We start from the raw sequence: 15,832 nt of genomic DNA on the forward strand, positions 1-15,832 counted from the left end.
TGGATCGTTATACAAAACGACTCCTGCTTATTGAGGTGCTGTTATGTCCCCCGCTGCCGCCCTGGTGCAGAACCTGCGCAATCGACTCAGTAAACCCGCTGCCTACCGACTGTTCGATATCCAGCTCAAGCGCCGCATCACCTTGAGCCCGTCACTGACGCGCTTTGTGTTCGGCGGCAACGATGTGGCGCTGATGCGTACCCTGGCACCGGATCAGCGGGTCAAATTGCTCTTCCCCACCGCCAACGGCGAGGCCTCCAACCTGCCTAAACGGGGAGACTGGCGAGCGACCCTGAGCAACTTGAGCCCCGAGCAAGTGCCGCCCATGCGCTCTTACACCCTTCGCAACCTGCGCGTGGAGTCGGGCGAACTGGATATCGACTTTGTCCTGCATGGCGTCACCGGCCCCGCCACGCGCTGGGCAACCCAGGCCAAAGCGGGCGATCGCCTGCAAATTGCGGCCCCCAATGGCGCCTACCCGGACGACCCGGGGGGCTATGAGTGGCAACCCCCACAGGGCATGCGAAAAGTACTGCTGATCGGCGACGAAACCGCGCTCCCGGCCATCGCCGGTATCCTGGAAGAGCTGGCACATCACCCCGACACCCCCCAGGTACAAGCCTTTATCGAAGTGCCCGAAGAATCCGACTGCCATGCCCTGGTCTGTGGCCCGAATACCAAAGTCCACTGGCTGCCCCGCGCCAGCCTGGGCAAACAGCACGGTGACGGCATGATCGTCGCGGCCCGCGAACTGGCCAGCCTGCCGCCCCGGCGCCTGCAAGCCAAGGCCTGTGCTGTCCTGCAAGAACTTGATCTGGATAACCAGCGGCTCTGGGAGCGGGCCAGCGCCAGGCACAACGAGTTTTATGCCTGGGTGGCCGGGGAATCGATGGCGGTGATGGCGATCAGAAAGTTTTTCGTCCATGAATGCGGCATGGACCGCAAGGCACTGACCTTGATGGGGTACTGGAAGCTGGGGCGGTCATTGGGCTAGCAATAGCGACCGCACCGCCAGGGTACAGAATGTGGGAGCGGGCTTGCTCGCGATGGCATCGACACGTTTTACCGGCTGGACCGCGCCGCCTTAATCGCGAGCAAGCCCGCTCCCACAGTGGATGCACCCAGGCCTGGCCACACCGGAAACATTTTCTTACAAGTCCAGCTTCGGGTTTTGCTCACCTCATTCGTCCTACATGGATAAGCAATCGCTTCTCAATGGCGATTACACACCCGCCCTGCTGCGAGTTTGCCGTTTCCCATGTCCAAAAAGTCCCGTTCCAAACTCTGGTTTCTGGTTCACAGCTGGTTGACGCTGCCTATCTGGTTCTTCGTCCTGATCGTCTGCGTGACCGGCACACTGGCCGTGGTCAGCCAGGAGATCGTATGGCTTGCCACCCCCGAGGCCCGCGCCACCCAGCCGGATGATGATGCACCGCTGCTGACTTACGAACAGGTGCTGACCGCCATTAAAAAGGCCGAACCGAACCTGGCCGTACAGTCGATCAGCCGCCCGGACGAGTCGCATTTTGCCCTGGTGGCCCGCGTGGTCTATCCCGACGGCCGCTCGCCATCGCTGTACATCGACCCGTATTCCGGAGCGATTCAGGGTGAGAGCCCCAGCTTCAACTTCCAGGCCTTTACCCGCGCCCTGCACGGCTGGTGGCTGGTGCCATTTACCAATGGCTATAGCTGGGGCTGGTACCTGGTGTCGTTCCTCGGCCTTCCGCTGCTGGGGTCGCTGATTACCGGGCTGGTGGTCTACAAAAAATTCTGGAAAGGCTTTTTCAAACCCAACCTGCGTTTTAATCACGGAGCGCGCATTTTCTGGGGCGATTTCCACCGCCTGTGCGGCATCTGGTCGATCTGGTTTATTGCCGTGATTTCCATCACCGGCCTGTGGTTCTTGATCGAAGCCTTTATGTTCGATAACCAGATTTCGATTTCAACCACTGGCAACCCGCCCGTTGTGGCGCGCCAGGATGTACCGATCATGCCGGACGGCCAGCCCGCACCGCAGATCAACCTCGACCAGGCAGTAAAAATTGCCGCCGAAAAAATCCCCGGGCTGGACGCGAGTTTTGTCAGCCTGCCAAGCAATGCCTACGGACATATCGAGGTCGGCGGCCCGGGCTGGTACCCGCTGCTGTTCCAGACCGCAGACATCAACCCGTACAACGGCGCGATCGAAGGCTCGCGAATGATTGCCGACCGGTCCGGACTGGAGCTGGTAACCGAATCCATGCGCCCGCTGCACACCGGCGATTTTGGCGGACTGTGGGTCAAGCTGATCTGGTTCTTCTTCGGCCTGATCCTCAGCATGATGATTCTGAGCGGCCTGCTGATCTGGACCAAACGCACGGCGCTGGCCACCGCCAACGCCCTCAAGCGCAGCGAGAAATCCCAGCGTAAACCTGCCGCAACCCAGACCGTCACGGCGCACAGCCAACAGCCCGAAGAGGCCAATGTATGAGCAAGGCAGTGGCTGCACAGCCCTCGTCCACCCTTGGACGGTTGTGGCACAAATGGCGCTTTCACATAAACATTCTGCTGCTGTTGGTGCCGCTGGGCTTTATGCCCAAGTACTTCGCAGATGCCTCGCTGTTTCGCGGGGACAGCGGCCTGGGCGAGCGTGAAATCGGCACCGTGCAGGTCGGTCCCTGGAGCCTGAAACTGGCCGAATTGCGCAACGAAGCCCCGCGCCCGGACGGCCCGGCGGGCTACATGAAGAGCTTTAACGCTGCCCTGTGCGACACCTGCATCGATCAGGTCAAGGCTGCCTATCTGCGAATCGGCAAACCTCGCAGCCTGCGGGCCGCCGGGGTGATTTTCTTCGGCACGCCATATCGCATGGGCGCCACCATGCCGATCCCGGATCGCACCAAGCCTGACGCCGAGCTATGGATCACCCTTGAGGGGTGGGACGGCTCCATGCATCAGGCCTCCATTCCCCTGAGTCAGGCCTCACCGGCAACGGTCGCCTGGCTGGCCCAACGAGGAGCCAAATAATGCATTCGCGCCTGTTTAAAACACCTGCCCTGGCGGCAGGATTGATTGCGTTGCTCGGTGTTTGCAGCCAGGCACTGGCCCACAACCCGATGTGTGAGTGCAAGGCCGTGGAAGACGGACAGATCCGTTGTACCGGCGGGTTTTCCGACGGCAGCGGCGCACCGGGGGTGACCCTGGATGTCATCGGCTACGACGAAACCATCCTGGTGCCCGGCAAGCTGGGCGCGGATTCAACCCTGACGTTCAAGCGCCCCGATTCCGAATTTTATGTGCTGTTTGACGCAGGTCCGGGTCACATCGTCGAAATCGACCAAGCCGATATCGAGGCCCCATGAGTACTCACGTGGTGCGCCCGGCCGGTGCCGGTCATGAAACCCTGTATGTGTTGCTGCTGTGCCTGTTGATTCTGACCGTGGCCGGCTCCGTGGTGGCCTGGCGTCACGAATCCCAGGAAGTGACTTCGGTGGCCGCCCATCAACTGGATGCACGACGGGACCTGAGCGCTGCCGAACAAGGCATCTACGCCGACCTGCGGGTCACGCTGGACGAAATCCAGTTGCTGCGCGAAGCGTCCAGCGCCCTGCCCCAACCCGCCCAACTGGCCGAAGAAGGCTTTGCCCCCTTTGCCAGCGATGCCAGCTCCGTCAGCCGTGGCAACCATGCCTGGCAGCTGCTCGGTGAACAGGCCTACCTGGGCCTGAGCCCCAACCCTGAGGTGGCGGGTTCGTTCTTGATGCGAATCAGCACCCAGCCGGATATATGGCTCAACCGCAATCCCGACGCAAAAGCCCCCGCCGACTTCAGCGATGCCGCCCTTAACCAAAGTGGCTGGCAGCAAGTGATCGCGCAATTCGATGCCGGGGTCACACGCCAGCATCGGCACTGAACCCACCGCTTGACCTGAGAGAAGACTGCTCGCCATGTCGATTTCATCTGTTGTGCGTCGCCGCACCGTGCTGCTGGCCGCCCTGTTTGCCTTTTGTCTGTCACCCCAGGCATTTGCCGATGCCCCGGCCCCGCTGGCCAAGCCGCTGCGCATCGGTATCACCCTGCACCCTTACTACAGCTACGTGGCCAATATCGTCGGCGACAAGGCCGAAGTGGTGCCGTTGATTCCCGCAGGCTTTAACCCCCACGCCTATGAGCCCCGCGCTGAAGACATCAAGCGCATCGGTACACTGGATGTAATCGTGCTCAATGGCGTGGGCCATGATGACTTCGCCGACCGCATGATCGAGGCCAGCGAAAAACCTGACATCCCTGTGATCGAGGCCAACCAGAATGTCCCCTTGCTGGCCGCCACCGGCAACGCGGCGCGTGGTGCGGGCAAAGTGGTCAACCCCCACACCTTTCTGTCGATCAGCGCCTCGATTGCCCAGGTCAACAACATTGCCCGTGAACTGGGCAAACTCGATCCGGCCAACGCCAGGACCTACACCGCCAATGCCCGTGCCTACGGCAAGCGCCTGCGTCAAATGCGGGCCGATGCCCTGGCCAAGTTGACCCAGGCACCGAACGCCGACCTGCGCGTGGCCACGGTGCACGCGGCTTACGACTACCTGCTGCGCGAGTTCGGCCTGGAGGTCACCGCCGTGGTCGAGCCGGCCCACGGCATTGAGCCAAGCCCCAGCCAGTTGAAGAAAACCATCGATCAACTGCGCGAGCTGGATGTGAAGGTGATCTTCTCCGAGATGGACTTCCCGTCCACTTATGTCGAGACCATTCAGCGCGAGTCCGGGGTCAAACTGTACCCGCTCTCCCATATTTCCTATGGCGACTACAGCGCTGACAAGTACGAAAAAGAAATGACCGGCAACCTCAATACCGTGGTCAGGGCCATTCAGGAGGCCGGAGCATGACTGCCGTTGAACACTTGCCGGTAGCGGCCTGCGGGCCGGGAGTGACGTTTGATCAGGTGTCGCTGACCCTGGGTCGAACGCCCATTCTGGATCACGTCAGTTTCAGCATTCGCCCCGGCAGCGTCCATGCGCTGGTGGGGCCAAACGGCGGGGGCAAAAGCTCGCTGATCAAGACGCTGCTGGGGCAAATGCCCCATCAGGGTCGCCTGTGCCTTGACTGGCCCGGTGAACCGGGGCTGATCGGCTATGTTCCCCAGGCGCTGGAGTTCGATCGCGGACTGCCCATGACCGTGGATGATTTCATGGCCGCCATGTGCCAACGCCGCCCGGCGTTTATGGGGCTGTCGCGCAAGGTGGCTCCGGCCATCGGCGACGCGCTGGAACGCGTGGGCATGCAGGACAAACGCAAGCGGCGCATGGGTGCGCTGTCCGGCGGTGAACGCCAGCGGGTGTTACTGGCACAGGGCCTGATCCCCGCACCGCAACTGCTGGTGCTGGATGAACCGATGTCGGCGCTGGACGAGGCCGGTGCCCGAGTGTTTGAGCGCTTGCTGACTGACTGGCGTCAGGCCGGAGTTACCGTGGTGTGGATCGAGCACGATCTGGCCGCCGTGAAACGACTGGCAGAACGGGTGACCGGGCTCAATCGCCAGGTCCTGTTCGACGGCCCGCCTGAACAGACCCTGAGCCCCGAACGCTTGCTCAACCTGTTCTCAACCCATCCCAAGGCTCACGGGAGCGCCCTGTCATGAGTTACGAAGCGTTCCGTCTGATGGTTCAGGGCTGGGCATCTGCAGGCTATTTGCCCGAAGTGCTGGCTTACGGTTTTGTGGTCAATGCATTGCTTGCCGGTTTGCTGATTGGCCCGGTACTCGGCGGCCTGGGCACGCTGGTGGTGGTCAAGCGTTTCGCGTTTTTTTCCGAAGCCGTGGGCCATGCCGCGCTGACCGGCGTGGCCATCGGCATCCTGCTGGGTGAGCCCTACACCGGACCTTATGGCAGCCTGTTCGGCTACTGCCTGTTGTTCGGCATCTCGCTCAATTACCTGCGCAATCGCACCGGGCTGGCACCGGATACCCTGATCGGCGTGTTCCTGTCGGTGTCATTGGCACTGGGCGCCAGCCTGCTGCTGATTCTGGCGGGCAAGATCAACGTGCATATCCTGGAAAACGTGCTGTTCGGTTCGGTGTTGACGGTCAACGGCAATGATCTGCTGGTACTGGCGATTGTCGGCGCGCTGGTGCTGGGCCTCAGCCTGCCGCTGTACAACCGCATCATGCTCGCCAGTTTCAACCCGCAACTGGCCGCTGTACGCGGAGTGGCCGTGAAGTCCCTGGACTATCTGTTTGTGATCCTGGTGACGCTGATTACCGTCGCGGCCGTTAAAGTCATTGGTGCGATTCTGGTGGGCGCCCTGTTGGTGATTCCGGCAGCGGCGGCGCGTTTGCTCAGCCAGTCGCTGAAGGGGTTTTTCTGGATTTCAGTACTGATCGCCACCGTCAGCACCCTGTGCGGCATCCTGCTGCCCATCGTGTTTGACCTGCCGATCCCGTCCGGCGCCGCAATTATTTTGATGGCCGGTATCGCCTTCGCCCTCGCCGCCATCGCCCGGGGCGTGGTGCCCAGCCTGAAAGGGAATATTGGATAAATGTTCACTCTGCGCAAACTCTCACTGGCCCTGGCCATTACCGGCCTGCTCAGCACGCCTCTGCTGGCAGCCGACACAGCGACGCAACCGGTGCGCGTCCTCGCCAGCCTGCCGATCACCTACGGGCTGGGCGAGTTGCTGCTCAAGGACAGTAACGTGACCCTGGAACGGGCCGCAGCGGCCAACCTGCCCGGGAGCCGACAGAGCGCCTACTTCAGCGGGCGCGGCGCCCCTGCCCTCCACACGCTGGCCACACAGGCCGATGCCGTGATCGGCCTGCGCTCATTGTGGAGCGATGACCCGCTGTATCCGATGGCACGACGCAGCAATATCCGCATTGTTGAAGTTGACGCGGCGCGGCCAGTGGACGGCAGCCTGCCGGGCATAGCCGTGCAGCCGGGTGCTCACAGCGATGGCCTGAACAGCCAGCCGTGGCTGACCAGCAACAACATGGGACGCATGGCGGATGTGATCGCGGCCGACCTGGTGCGATTGGCGCCTGCTGCCAAGCCGAAGATCGAAGCCAACCTGGCGAGTCTGAAACAGCGTTTGCTCAAGCTCAGCGCCGACAGCGAGGCACAGCTGGCCAAGGCCGACAACCTGGCCGTGGTGAGCCTGTCGGATCGGCTGGACTACTTGATTGGCGGGTTGAATCTGGAACGGGTCGAAGTCGATCACAAAGGGGATGAAACCTGGACGCCCGAGTCGCTGCAAGCGCTGACCCACACCCTGAAAGACAATGATGTGGCGCTGGTGCTGGATCACCGCCAGCCTTCGGCTGCAGTCATCGCTGCAATTGCCGAGGGTGGCAGTGAACTGGTGGTGGTGACGGCAGACGGCGCCGATCCTGTGGCCGAGTTGCAGGGCAATATTGACGCCATCGTCAAGGTCCTGAGCACCGATTAAGCTTCGTCACCTGACCCATTACGACGCTTTCAATGGGGCCCGCCCGTTCGTGGCAACGGCCGAAGGCTGCGCCCGTGGACGCAGCCTCATTCCTTCGCCAGCGGCTACGGGTCTTGTATCAAACCCCCTTCATCTGCTCATCAGCGTGGTAAGAGGAGCGCACCAGCGGCCCCGACGCGACGTTTTTGAAACCCATGCGCTGCCCCTCCTCTGCAAACCAGGCGAAGGTGTCCGGGTGCACGAAGCGCTGCACCGGCAGGTGGCTGCGCGAGGGCTGCAGGTACTGCCCCAGCGTCAGCATGTCGACATCATGCTCGCGCATGCGCTGCATCACCTGGATCACTTCCTCGTCCGTCTCCCCCAAACCCAGCATCAAGCCGGACTTGGTCGGCACATGGGGCACCTTGTGCTTGAAGTTCTGCAGCAAGTCCAGTGACCACTCGAAATCCGATCCGGGGCGCGCCGCCTTGTACAGCCGCGGCACTGTTTCCAGATTGTGGTTGAACACATCAGGCGGCTCTTGCGCTGTGATCGCCAGTGCCACGTCCATGCGTCCGCGATAGTCGGGCACCAGGGTTTCCAGCTGTACGCCCGGTGACAGCTTGCGGATTTCGCGCAGGCAGTCGACAAAGTGTCCGGCACCGCCGTCTCGCAAGTCGTCACGGTCCACCGAAGTGATGACCACGTATTTGAGTCGAAGGTCGGCGATGGCAATCGCCAGGTTCTTCGGTTCATCTGCATCCAGCGGCCTCGGGCGGCCGTGCCCCACGTCACAGAACGGGCAGCGACGGGTACAGATATCACCCATGATCATGAACGTCGCGGTACCGCCCGAGAAACACTCGCCCAGATTCGGGCAAGAAGCCTCTTCACACACGCTGTGCAGTTTGTGTTTGCGCAGCAGCGCCTTGACCCGCGCCACCTCCGGCGAGGTGGATATCGGCACGCGGATCCAGTCAGGCTTACGCGGTATCTCTTCGGTCGGCAGGATCTTCACCGGGATACGGGCAACCTTGTCGGCTCCGCGCAATTTGATCCCCGCCTGCAACGGTTGCGGGCGGGTGGCGACAGACAGGTGTTCACTCATGCTAGTGCTCCTCGCATCGCGGCCTCAGCCCCGGTAGTAACGCTGAGGGACGAAAGGCGTTTTAACCACCCGCATCGGCACCCACTTGCCCCGCACCACGGCGAAGACTTCGCTGTCGAGTGCAGCATGGGCGTTTTGCACATAGCCGATCGCAAGCGGACCGCCGAGGCTGGGACCAAAACCACCGCTGGTGACATGGCCGATCACCTGCTCCTGGGCATTGACGATGGGTGTACCTTCACGCACCGGCACACGCTCCAGAGGCAACAAGCCAACGCGTTTGCTGGCCACGCCTTCGCGCTGCTGCCCGAGGATGCGCGCGGCTCCTGGGAAGCCACCGGCACGCTCGCCGTCGGTGCGCCGCACCTTTGAAATAGCCCAGCCCAGACTGGCCTCAACCGGTGTCGTGGAGACGTCCATGTCATGGCCGTACAGGCACAGGCCCGCTTCCAGGCGCAGCGAGTCCCGGGCACCCAGACCGACAGGCTTGACCTCGGGCTCGGCCAGAAGCGCACGGGCCAGCCGTATTGCCTGTTCGACCGGAACGGAAATTTCGTAGCCATCTTCGCCGGTGTAACCGGAGCGACTGACGTAACAATCGACACCGAGCAAACGCACGCTGGCAAATTGCATAAAGGTCATGGCCTGCACCTCCGGGGCCAGGCGCCCCAGCACTTGAGCAGCCTTCGGCCCCTGCAGGGCAAGCAAGGCGCGGCTGTCGAACAGCGACTCCACTTCGCAGGCAGCGCCCAGGTGCCGGATCAAATGCGCCAGGTCTTGTTGCTTGCAACCGGCGTTGACCACCAGAAACAAGTACTCCCCGGCATTGGCCACCATCAGGTCGTCGAGGATGCCACCGTTTTCATCGGTGAACATGGCATAGCGCTGCATACCCACGGGCAGGTCGATGATGTCCACCGGCACCAGTGCTTCCAGGGCCCTGGCCGCACCCGCACCGTGCAGGCGGATCTGGCCCATGTGCGATACGTCGAACAGGCCCGCTTGTTCGCGGGTGTGCTGATGCTCTTTCATCACGCCCAACGGATATTGCACCGGCATTTCGTAACCGGCAAAAGGCACCAGGCGGGCGCCAAGCTCCAGGTGCAAAACGTGCAACGGGGTTTTCAGCAGTTGTTCGTCAGACATGGGTGAATCCTTGAATGAGTTGAAAAGATGTCAGCATTCGATGATGTTCACGGCCAGGCCACCGCGTGCGGTTTCCTTGTACTTGCTCTTCATGTCGGCGCCTGTCTGACGCATGGTGCGGATGACTTTGTCGAGGGAGACAAAGTGCTTGCCGTCGCCCCTCAAGGCCATGCGCGCAGCATTGATCGCCTTGACCGAGCCCATCGCGTTGCGCTCGATGCAGGGCACTTGCACCAGACCGCCAATCGGGTCGCAGGTCAGGCCCAGATTGTGTTCCATACCGATTTCGGCAGCGTTTTCCACTTGCTCCACCGTGCCGCCCAGCACCTCGCAGAGCGCCCCGGCAGCCATCGAGCAGGCAACACCCACCTCGCCCTGGCAGCCGACTTCGGCACCGGAAATCGAGGCGTTTTCCTTGTACAGAATGCCGATGGCCGCCGCCGTCAACAGAAAGCGCTGCACCCCGTTTTCGTCCGCTCCCGGCACAAATCGTACGTAGTAGTGCAATACCGCAGGCACGATCCCCGCCGCGCCATTGGTGGGTGCCGTCACGACCCTGCCACCGCTGGCGTTTTCTTCATTGACGGCCAGCGCGTACAGGTTGACCCAGTCGAGCACCGAGAGGCTGTCCTTGAGTGCCGCTTCCGGATTGCTGCTCAACTGGCGGTAGAGCTGCGCCGCACGGCGCCTGACCTTGAGTCCGCCAGGCATGATTCCCTCATTGCGGCATCCGGCGAGCACGCAGTCCTGCATCACTTGCCAGATATGCAGCAACCCCTCACGAAGCTGCTGCGGGGTGTGCCAGGCCGCCTCGTTCCGGGCCATCAACGCACTGATCGAAAGACCGCTGCGGGTGCATTGCTCCAGCAGTTCACGGCCCGACAAAAACGGATAGCGCAACGGGGTTCGATCAGCAACGATGCGATTGACCCCGATGGCTTGCTCATCGACCACAAAGCCGCCACCCACCGAATAATATTCACGGCTGCACATTTGCAATCCGGCCTGATCGAACGCTCGCAGGATCATGCCGTTGGGGTGGTAAGGCAGGGGCTTGCGAATCATCGCCAGGTGCTCTTTCTCGACGAAGCGGATCGCTTTTTCACCGAGCAACGACAGACTGGCCGAACTGCGAATCGCGCTAACCCGGGCATCCGCCGTGGTGGTGTCCAGGGTATCCGGGTAATCCCCTTCCAGCCCCAGCATGACGGCCTTGTCGCTGCCATGACCCTTGCCGGTAGCACCGAGCGAGCCATACAACTCGGCACGCACACTGTCTGTCTGCTCCAGCAGCCCTTGCGCCTTGAGCCCCAGGGCAAACGCCACGGCAGCTTTCATCGGCCCTACCGTATGCGAACTTGAAGGACCGATCCCCACTTTGAACAGATCAAACACACTTAGCGACATGCTCGCCTCTACTTCGAATACACCGGAAACAAAGCGCACATTTCGCTGACCTGCCGCGCGACCCGGGCCTCGATGGCGGCATCACCCGGATGATCGAGGATGTCGCAGATCCAGGTCGCCAGCGCACGGCACTCGGGAATCTGCAAACCACGGGTGGTCACCGCGGGTGTACCGATGCGCAAACCCGATGTCACGAACGGCGACTGCGGGTCATTGGGCACGGCGTTTTTGTTGACGGTGATATGGGCCCGGCCCAATGCGGCATCGGCGTCCTTGCCGGTGATGCCCTGGCGGATCAGGCTGACCAGAAACAGGTGATTATCGGTGCCGTCGGAGACCACGTCATACCCGCGCTGCTTGAAGACTTCTGCCATGGCCTGAGCGTTCTTGATGACCTGGAACTGGTAATCCTTGAAGCCCGGTTCCAGCGCTTCCTTGAAGCACACGGCCTTGGCCGCGATCACATGCATCAGGGGCCCGCCCTGGCCACCCGGAAACACCGCCGAGTTGAGTTTTTTCTCCAGGTCCGCATCGGCCTTGGCCAGAATCAGTCCGCCGCGCGGGCCGCGCAGGGTCTTGTGGGTTGTGGTAGTGACCACATCGGCATACGGCAGCGGGTTGGGGTACAGACCAACGGCAACCAGCCCGGCGACATGGGCCATGTCCACAAACAGATAAGCCCCGACCTTGTCGGCAATCGCACGAAAACGCGGGAAGTCCAGGGTCTTGGAGTAAGCCGAAAAACCGGCAACGATCATTTTTGGCCGATGTTCCAGGGCCAGACGCTCGACTTCGTCATAGTCGATCAGGCCATTGCCGTCGATACCGTATTGCACGGCGTTGTACAGCTTGCCCGAGGAACTGACCTTTGCCCCGTGGGTCAGGTGGCCGCCGTGGGCCAGGCTCATGCCCAGAATGGTATCGCCTGCCTGCAGCAACGCCAGGTACACCGCCGAGTTGGCCTGGGAGCCCGAGTGCGGCTGCACGTTGGCATACCCGGCGCCAAACAGCTCCTTGGCGCGATCGATTGCCAACTGCTCCACCACATCGACATATTCGCAGCCACCGTAATAGCGCTTGCCCGGGTAGCCCTCGGCGTACTTGTTGGTCAGCTCGGTGCCCTGGGCCTGCATCACTTGCGGGCTGGTGTAGTTCTCGGAAGCAATGAGCTCGATATGGTCTTCCTGACGTTGCGCCTCGCGAGTGATCGCGTCGAACAGAGCAGGGTCGAAATCAGACAGGGTCAGGCTTTTATGGAACATGAGATTTTCCTTTTTATTAGAGATTCACGTTTCAGGCTCTGCCCGGATCGTAATCCGGGCATAGCGATCAGGCGTCCTGATACAGGGCTATCGGTGGGCAGGCGCAGGCCAGGTTGCGATCGCCGTAGACGTTGTCGACACGTCCCACCGGCGGCCAGTATTTACCGTCACGCAATGACTCCAGCGGGAATACCGCCAGCTCGCGGCTGTAGGGGTGCGTCCACTCGCCAACCAGCTCTGCTGCCGTGTGCGGCGCGTTTTTGAGCGGGTTGTCACCCTTGTCCAGCGTGCCGTTGTGCACGGCGTGGATCTCTTCACGAATGCTGATCATCGCGTCGCAGAAGCGGTCCAGCTCGGCCAGGGACTCACTCTCCGTGGGCTCTACCATCAATGTGCCGGCCACCGGAAAGGACATGGTTGGCGCGTGGAAGCCGTAGTCGATCAGGCGCTTGGCAACGTCATCGACACTGATCCCGCTGGTTTCCTTGAGCGGGCGCAGGTCGAGGATGCATTCGTGGGCCACCAGGCCGTTGTCGCCGGTATAAAGCACCGGGTAGTGCTCCTCCAGACGACGGGCGATGTAGTTGGCATTCAAAATTGCAAGCTGCGAGGCGCGCTTGAGGCCCTGCCCGCCCATCATGCGCATGTACATCCAGGTGATCGGCAAAATGCTCGCGCTGCCATAGGGCGCCGCACTCACTGCGCCCTGCTTGCGGGCCAGGGTCTGATGCCCCGGCAGGAACGGTGCCAGATGCGCCTTGACCCCGATCGGGCCAACACCGGGGCCACCGCCGCCGTGGGGAATGCAGAAGGTTTTGTGCAGGTTGAGGTGGGACACGTCGCCACCAAACTTGCCCGGCGCACACAGGCCCACCATTGCATTCATGTTCGCGCCGTCCAGATACACCTGCCCGCCGTGCTCATGGATGATCGAGCAGATTTCGCGGATGCCTTCTTCGAACACGCCATGGGTCGAGGGATAGGTGATCATCAGTGCAGCCAGGCGATCACGATGTTCGATGGCCTTGGCACGCAGGTCTTCAAGGTCGACGTTGCCCCGCGCATCGCAGGCCGTGACTACCACGCGCATTCCGACCATGTGTGCGGTGGCGGGGTTGGTGCCGTGGGCTGAAGATGGGATCAGGCACACATCACGACCGGCCTCGCCACGGCTGGCGTGGTAAGCGCGGATCGCCAACAGACCGGCGTATTCACCCTGGGAACCGGCATTGGGCTGCAACGACATGGCGTCGTAGCCTGTGGCCGCGCAGAGCATGGCTTCCAGCTCCCGGGTCAGTTGCTGATAACCCAGGGTCTGCTCGCTCGGGGCAAAGGGATGCAAGGCGCCGAACTCAGGCCAGGTGATCGGGATCATCTCGCTGGCGGCATTGAGCTTCATGGTGCAGGAGCCCAATGGAATCATGGTGCGGTCCAGCGCCAGATCCTTGTCGGCCAGCTTGCGCAGGTAACGCATCAACTCGGTTTCACTGTGGTATCGGTTAAACACCGGGTGTTGCAGAATCGGCGTCTCACGCAACAGCGCCAGCGGCAGGCAATCACCCGTCGCTGCCGCCAGTGCGGCGAAGTCCGGCAATGCCTGACCCTGTGTTGCAAACACCGACCACAGGGCTTCCACGCTGGCCTGCTCGCAGGTTTCATCCAGCGACAGGCCGACACGCAACGGGTCGATCCGGCGCAGGTTGATCTGCGCTGCGGTTGCAGCGTCAATCACGTCTTGAACCGAAGTGGCAGGCACCACGCTGACCGTGTCGAAGAAGTGCTGCTGCTCGACCTTGTGCCCGAGCTGTTGCAGCCCTTGAACCACAATCGAGGTCAGGCGATGGACCCGTCGGGCAATGTCCGCAAGGCCTTGAGGGCCGTGGTAGACGGCGAACATGCTGGCGATATTGGCCAGCAGCACCTGTGCCGTGCAGATGTTGCTCGTGGCCTTCTCGCGGCGGATATGTTGCTCACGGGTCTGCATGGCCAGGCGCATGGCCGGTTTGCCGTGGCGGTCGATTGAAATGCCTACCAGACGCCCCGGCATGTCGCGGTTGAATCCGTCGCGGGTTGCAAAATAAGCCGCATGGGGTCCGCCAAAACCCAACGGCACACCAAAGCGCTGGGCACTGCCCAGTACCACGTCGGCACCGAATTCACCGGGCGGCGTCAGCAGGGTCAGTGCCAGCAGGTCCGCCGCCACAGCCACCAGGGCACCGGCCCCGTGGGCGCCCTGCACCAGTGCCCGGTGATCCACGATAGCCCCGGTGCTGGCGGGATATTGCAGCAGCAGGCCGAAATAACCCTCAAAATCTTCCTGCACCAACTCGCGCTCATCACCCACCACCACTTCAATGCCCAGCGGCTGGGCACGAGTGCGCAGCACGTCGAGGGTTTGCGGGTGGCAGTGATGGGAGGCAAAAAAGGCCGGGGCCCGGTTTTTTGCCAGGCGTTTGCAGAAGGTCATTGCCTCGGCCGCCGCTGTCGCCTCGTCCAGCAATGAGGCATTGGCGATTTCCATGCCGGTCAGGTCACTGACCATCGTCTGGAAGTTGAGCAAGGCTTCAAGCCGCCCCTGGGAGATCTCTGGCTGGTAAGGGGTATACGCGGTGTACCAGGCCGGATTTTCCAGCAGGTTGCGCAAGATGGGAGGCGGTGTATGGCACGGGTAATAGCCCTGGCCGATGTGGTTGCGAAACAACAGGTTTTTGCCAGCAATCGTCTTGATTGCAGCCAGCGCCCGGGCTTCGCTCTCACCGGCAGTCAGTTCGAGCACGCTGGTGTCTTTGATGCTGTGCGGCACCACGCTTTCAATCAGCGCTTCAAGAGAGTCGTGGCCAACCCGCGCAAGCATCGCGCGCAGGTCATCGTCATCGGGGCCGATGTGGCGGGCAATAAACTCGTTGTCAGTGCTCAGAGGCAAATGTGCTTGGGTCATGGGGATGCTCCGGCTCAGGCGTTTTCGGCCACAAAGGCGTCATAGGCCTGCTGGTCCAGCAGGTCGTTGAAAGCCGCCATGTTGTCGATGCGAATCCGGAAGAACCAGCCGTCGCCCATGGGCGACGCGTTGACCTGCTCAGGGTCATCCGCCAACGCCTGGTTCACCTCCACGATCTCCCCCGTCAGCGGCATGGTGATATTGCTGGCTGCTTTCACCGACTCCAGCACTGCAACCTCATGACCTGCACTGAACACCCCCAGATCGGGCAACTGCACAAACACCACATCACCCAGCGCTTGCTGGGCAAAATCGGTAATGCCGACGGTCAACTCGCCCGACGCTTCCAGACGCAGCCATTCATGTTCAGGAGTAAAACGCAGAGTGCTCATGGACTTTTCTCTTGTTATCAATGTGTCCTGGTGCAGGACGGACAGGCCACCGCAGGTACGGTGCTACTGACTGAACAAGAGCAAGTGTGATGCCAACTCAATAAAGTACTTTAAAAACAGTAACTTACATTAGTTTAAGCGTATTGCGAGCGGGTCTTTGGAGCGATACCGCTCCAGCCGT

The 15,832-nt window shown here is 61.6% G+C and carries 15 protein-coding genes; 9 read left to right on the plus strand and 6 right to left on the minus strand.

Annotation, left to right across the window (positions count from 1 at the left end; genetic code table 11):
- The first annotated feature begins 43 nt into the window (after positions 1-43).
- From AC19YQ_RS13395 to AC19YQ_RS13435, 9 genes are all read left to right on the plus strand, one after another.
- Positions 44-994: a siderophore-interacting protein gene (locus AC19YQ_RS13395; RefSeq protein WP_500595297.1), complete on the plus strand. Its 951-nt coding sequence runs from the start codon at positions 44-46 to the stop codon at positions 992-994.
- 264 nt (positions 995-1,258) lie between these two features.
- Entirely contained in the window at positions 1,259-2,470 is a 1,212-nt protein-coding gene (locus AC19YQ_RS13400) for a PepSY-associated TM helix domain-containing protein (protein ID WP_339474030.1), read from the plus strand.
- Positions 2,467-3,006: a PA2404 family protein gene (locus AC19YQ_RS13405; protein ID WP_339474031.1), complete on the plus strand. Its 540-nt coding sequence runs from the start codon at positions 2,467-2,469 to the stop codon at positions 3,004-3,006. The genes AC19YQ_RS13400 and AC19YQ_RS13405 overlap by 4 nt, the downstream gene beginning before the upstream one ends.
- The gene (locus AC19YQ_RS13410; RefSeq protein WP_500595299.1) at positions 3,006-3,341 is read left to right on the plus strand and encodes a hypothetical protein; all 336 of its coding nucleotides are present in this window, start codon (positions 3,006-3,008) and stop codon (positions 3,339-3,341) included. Before AC19YQ_RS13405 ends, AC19YQ_RS13410 begins: the two co-directional genes overlap by 1 nt.
- Entirely contained in the window at positions 3,338-3,892 is a 555-nt protein-coding gene (locus AC19YQ_RS13415) for a DUF6162 family protein (protein ID WP_339474033.1), read from the plus strand. Before AC19YQ_RS13410 ends, AC19YQ_RS13415 begins: the two co-directional genes overlap by 4 nt.
- Positions 3,893-3,926: 34 nt before the next feature.
- Entirely contained in the window at positions 3,927-4,865 is a 939-nt protein-coding gene (locus AC19YQ_RS13420; RefSeq protein WP_339474035.1) for a metal ABC transporter substrate-binding protein, read from the plus strand.
- Positions 4,862-5,617, plus strand: coding sequence for a metal ABC transporter ATP-binding protein (locus tag AC19YQ_RS13425; protein WP_339474036.1), 756 nt, complete (start codon positions 4,862-4,864; stop codon positions 5,615-5,617). Before AC19YQ_RS13420 ends, AC19YQ_RS13425 begins: the two co-directional genes overlap by 4 nt.
- A complete protein-coding gene (locus tag AC19YQ_RS13430) occupies positions 5,614-6,513 on the plus strand; it encodes a metal ABC transporter permease (RefSeq protein WP_133077190.1) in 900 nt (299 codons plus the stop codon). Before AC19YQ_RS13425 ends, AC19YQ_RS13430 begins: the two co-directional genes overlap by 4 nt.
- A complete protein-coding gene (locus tag AC19YQ_RS13435) occupies positions 6,514-7,419 on the plus strand; it encodes a metal ABC transporter solute-binding protein, Zn/Mn family (RefSeq protein WP_219261504.1) in 906 nt (301 codons plus the stop codon).
- 118 nt (positions 7,420-7,537) lie between these two features.
- Here the strand turns inward: AC19YQ_RS13435 and lipA are convergent, their stop codons facing one another.
- The 6 genes from lipA to gcvH form a co-directional block, all read right to left on the minus strand.
- Positions 7,538-8,506 carry a lipoyl synthase gene (lipA, locus tag AC19YQ_RS13440; RefSeq protein WP_500595300.1) on the minus strand — a complete coding sequence of 323 codons (969 nt, stop codon included), beginning with the start codon at positions 8,504-8,506 and terminating at the stop codon, positions 7,538-7,540.
- A 24-nt stretch (positions 8,507-8,530) separates the two neighbouring features.
- On the minus strand, positions 8,531-9,652 hold the full coding sequence (gene gcvT / locus AC19YQ_RS13445; RefSeq protein ID WP_500595301.1) for a glycine cleavage system aminomethyltransferase GcvT: 1,122 nt from the start codon (positions 9,650-9,652) through the stop codon (positions 8,531-8,533).
- A gap of 30 nt (positions 9,653-9,682) precedes the next feature.
- Positions 9,683-11,059, minus strand: a complete 1,377-nt coding sequence (locus tag AC19YQ_RS13450) for an L-serine ammonia-lyase (RefSeq protein WP_500595302.1) — start codon at positions 11,057-11,059, stop codon at positions 9,683-9,685.
- Positions 11,060-11,067: 8 nt separating this feature from the next.
- On the minus strand, positions 11,068-12,321 hold the full coding sequence (gene glyA / locus AC19YQ_RS13455) for a serine hydroxymethyltransferase (protein ID WP_133077185.1): 1,254 nt from the start codon (positions 12,319-12,321) through the stop codon (positions 11,068-11,070).
- Positions 12,322-12,388: 67 nt separating this feature from the next.
- Positions 12,389-15,259: an aminomethyl-transferring glycine dehydrogenase gene (gene gcvP / locus AC19YQ_RS13460; RefSeq protein ID WP_500595303.1), complete on the minus strand. Its 2,871-nt coding sequence runs from the start codon at positions 15,257-15,259 to the stop codon at positions 12,389-12,391.
- A 14-nt stretch (positions 15,260-15,273) separates the two neighbouring features.
- A complete protein-coding gene (gene gcvH, locus AC19YQ_RS13465; RefSeq protein WP_133077183.1) occupies positions 15,274-15,651 on the minus strand; it encodes a glycine cleavage system protein GcvH in 378 nt (125 codons plus the stop codon).
- Positions 15,652-15,832: the final 181 nt, after the last annotated feature.

The organism is Pseudomonas sp. MF06569, from assembly GCF_059862735.1.